General features: G+C 42.4%; 3 protein-coding genes. All 3 read right to left on the reverse strand.

Translation table 11 applies throughout. From position 1 onward, the window contains the following. Positions 1-441 precede the first annotated feature (441 nt). Entirely contained in the window at positions 442-648 is a 207-nt protein-coding gene (locus ACFE90_RS36755; RefSeq protein ID WP_375507168.1) for a hypothetical protein, read from the reverse strand. Between the two features lie 52 nt (positions 649-700). Then, positions 701-1075 (reverse strand): hypothetical protein, encoded by a 375-nt coding sequence (locus tag ACFE90_RS36760; protein ID WP_375507169.1) that lies wholly within the window; start codon positions 1073-1075, stop codon positions 701-703. Between the two features lie 149 nt (positions 1076-1224). Further along, a complete protein-coding gene (locus ACFE90_RS36765; protein ID WP_375507170.1) occupies positions 1225-4230 on the reverse strand; it encodes an MFS transporter in 3006 nt (1001 codons plus the stop codon). Positions 4231-4270: the final 40 nt, after the last annotated feature.

Here is a 4270-nt window from a genome sequence, read left to right on the forward strand (position 1 = left end):
CGCAGTTCTTGCTGGGGGCAGGGGGAAAGAGGCTTTTCCGATTTTTGCACAGATGCGGTAATCATAAGTCAATACGGTTCAGTTAAGCACTTCTTTCTTCTCTTTGCGTCCTACCCTTCTCCTTCGGAGACGCTACGCGAACGGGAAGCCACTTCCTGTCTATGCGTCCTACCCTGCGGGAAGCCGCTTTGCGTCTATGCGGTTCGTTAAAAAAATTGACTTTGACAAAGAGTTTTAGCCTTAACTGAACTGTATTGAATCATAAGTGATTAACCGGACTTGATATCAAGCATCATAAAAAATTGCAGTAATTGCAGCAGATTTATTAAAAATATATACATCAAGCTGTTGATCAAAAAAATTTGGCGTGAGTTTGAGGTTTAAGCAGATGATTCATCATTAATTTTTTGAGCATTTGCTCCCATCTGAGAACTACTGCGCTCAGTGGTGAGTAGTTTCCGCAGGCTCCTTCGGTTGTGTGTGGGTTGGCTTTTGTTTGGTTCTGGGCGGGATTACGTATGCTACTGCACCAACCCCAACCATTCCACCGCCTATGATATACATAATATTTCTAGTGAAGTATTGGGAACCGATGTATCCAAAAGTGATTGCTGCCACTGTTGTGACGATCATTTGAGGTAGTTTCATATTTAAAATGCTGTTATTTGCTTAATAAATAAAGGAGTCTTTGACAATTAGTCTATTCATTGATTTGTCGCTGAGGCTTTTCACCCAACGAGGCACTAGCAACAAAGCTGGAAAACCCAACAAGCATCCAGCCCAAGCAGATATGTTTTCGTGTCTGCCATTCATGCTCTTTACTGAGGGAAATTGATTTTGTGTTCGCCTCAATAATCTCTAACCCCCAACACGAAAGCGTGCTTATCCCAAATAAGCAACTAGTGGCAATAGAGGCAACCGCGATTGTGTTTAGAATCGGAACAGTAAAACTTGGATTTATCACAACAGGCTTTTGCTGACGGCGATTACGGAGTAGGGCTAATTCGTCTGTGCCTAGACGCTTTATATGCTCTTGTTGAATCAGAGGATAAGCAATTTGTTGATTATTAGTCATTTATTGTCACCAGCATTTAGTTTTAATAGCATCCATATCAGTGAACACATGATAAACTTCCGTGACAGGTTGTACTACATTCCACAGGGAGGAATCAAATTTTCTTTGGTAAGAAGTTAGAGGTAATTGCACTAATAAGGCTATAAATTTTAGTTTTTAAACTGGTATTTTTCGAGTAACTCTTTGACTTGAGCTGCTACCAAAGGATGTGGATCTTTTTCTAACTGAGGGAGGATTTGCAGGAGAACGCGATGTGAAACCATATTTAAATATGCGATCGCAGCCTCTCTAACAAAGCCGGTTGGATGACGCAAACTCACTAAAATTTCAGAACTTGTCAATGGCGTGCGAGTCACTTGAGCAAAATGAAAACAGCAAGCTAAACACCAGTCAGAAAGGAAGTTACCCAACGTCAGCAATCTGTGGAGGCGATCGCTAACTATCATATTTTCATATTCTACGATTTTAGCTTCTACCAGATGTTGCAATTTTTCTGGCTGCGGTCGGTTATCTAAAATATTCAGCAACAGAGATTTTGAAGACAAAGTTATGGTATGCTCTAGGATTTCTAACCCTCGTGCTAAGTTTACCACTGAGAGCGATCGCAAATTAAATGCTGCTGCCTGCATCTTTTCTGGCGAGTAAAGCAGTTTCAATAGCAGTAACAGCCGCTCTTTAACATCCAATTCTAATTCTAAAAGGGCGCGTTGCAATAACTCACAGACAATCACAATCCTCTCACTAGATTGCTGATTTCCTTTTTCGTCTAGTGTTTTCAAGTCTATATATGCGGCGTAAATCTCGCCTAAAAACTTTAATTCCTGCTCAATTAAATTTTCTACCCGACTTTCATAAAATCGATCTACTAAACCTTTAATTCCTGGTTGTTTGTGTATTTTTAGTAAGCTGCGAAGAATATGATCCCTAGTTGTACCCCAAGATGTTTCCAACTTTTCCCATAAAATCTCCAATGCTTCCTGAGTACCAATTTGAGCAATGGTACGCCAAGCATACATTCGCACTACTTCTGGTTTGTAAATATTAGTAGCTACCCGCAACAGCATCTCTATAACTTCATTCTCTAGTCGTACTAAAGCTGACATTGCTGTAGTGCGGGTTGATTTGTAATAAAGTGCTGCTATCAATGCACAATAGTACTCTTCTAAATGGGTTGCTGCAATCATTTCCAATACGGCACAGCGCACCCGTAACGACTCATCTTGTAACAAATTCGGAATGTGAATTCGTAACGCCTGCAAATAAACTGCTTCTCTAAGCGCCCTGACTCCATTTACCCGTTCTCGTTCTTTCTTATGAGTCAACATCCGGCGCATGGTTTGGGTAGCTGCTACCTTTTGCATAGGCGTTCCCTGACGTAAAACTAAAGCGGCGGCGGTGGCACGGATGAGTGAGTTATGCCGGGGGTTCAGGTATTCCTCTAGGATGCTTAAATTGGGATTTGGTTCAGCTAGCCAAATGTAGCGCAGCGCTAGGGCAAAAACTTCGGAGTTAGTCTCTTGAGGTTGTTCTAGCAAAGGACGGATGGCGGATAGATAAGCGGGATTTGCACCTGCTATCAGCATGACTTCCAGACTTTGGCACTGCAAATCTGGGGTTAACTTGACTAACAGAGGTGCTAAAACTTCCGCAGCTCCTTGGGAATCAATTTGGGCTAAAAGTTCAATACAAGAGCGTTTATCTGCTTCGCTACCTTTTTCTCCCAAGGCTTTGACTACACCTTGCTTAAAGAATCGTAAGCCTACATTGGTTGCACTTAACTGGCCCCGTGCCACACTTAAAACTAACAGCTCAACATAGCGCGATCGCAATTCCCAAACTACTTTTAAACAGGTGCCAGTTATCAGCATTGTTTCTGCTACTAACACCCACTTTTGCAAAGGTACGGGTATAAACTGCCCACAAAACAATATAGTTGCAAAAATTAGCACTCCTGTCAAACCTGTAGCGATCGCTTCGGCAGTTCCGCCAGATAAAGTCTGCATCCGGCTGCGAATTGCCTCTGGAATTGGTTGGTACAGGATGGGGCCGCTACTCATGACAAAGGTGTAGCGCAGGAGTTCATCAAAGAATTTGACAATTACCAAACCCCAAAAAAAGCTTTGCGATTGGATGGCGGGAATTAAATAAAATAATACCAGCACTCCTGGTAGTGAAAAGCCTACGGTGATAGGTAAAAGCGTCGCTGTGAAAAATACCCCCATCCGTTCGATGAGTCGGCTGGAAATAAACCACTGCAACAACAACTCACACAATCCTAACGTCCCACCAAAAAGACCTAAGAAGCTGGCAAGTTCTCGGTCGCCCAAATTAGATTGGAGTTCGCGTAGATATTGAAAATCTATTAACAACCCAATGACTTGCAACAGACCGACAAAAGCAAACAGCTGCCAAACATAGCGCTTCAGAGGACTTTTAATAAAACGCTGTCGTGAAGCTTGTTCTTCAGTAACTAGTTTTTGTGGCGTTTCAGGAAAAGCCGCTCGATATTGATGAGTTAAATAAAATAAAATCCCCGATCCTAATAAAATTACTATACATGCGATAAAGATGATCTTATTCAGCGTGGTGTATTGCACTAGCCAAGGCAAACTAAAGCCACTGATCACATCTGCGACTAAAAGCCCACTACTCACCAGTGGGTAAGTCCGTTTAATCTCCCGAATATTAAATATTTGGTTGGCAACAATGGAAGTGTTAAGGTCATTGACCACATAAAGTGCATCTACCCACAGCCGCAGCAGAAACGCCGAAATAACTGCCAGGTATGAAACATGCGCTCCCCAACGTAATACAACTAATAATAGTAATGGCATCAACATGCAAGGTGCGATCGCTACAATCACCCGGCGCAAAGGAAAAATCTTTTGCAGCCAAGAGTATAAAAAAACCAGTGCTGCACTCATGGCAGCACTAGCAATATACATCCACGGCAGTAGCTGAGTCCCATATTCATCCAAAAACAGCGCCACAGTACTGTCCTCTGCCCACCGTAATCCTACACATATAATTGTGTAAAAAAAGAACATGAGTTGAGTTCGTTCGCTCTCCTCTGGTCGGAGATTCACCCACTGTAGTAGTCTTAGTCGTGGTAAAGCAACTTTGTTTGCAGCCAACCAGTGATTTTTCAGTTCCATGCAGTTTTCTTTTCTGGTAGTATCACCGCGTAATGGGGAG

Origin of the sequence: uncultured Nostoc sp., assembly GCF_964245445.1 — a bacterium.
Taxonomy (GTDB): Bacteria; Cyanobacteriota; Cyanobacteriia; order Cyanobacteriales; family Nostocaceae; genus Nostoc.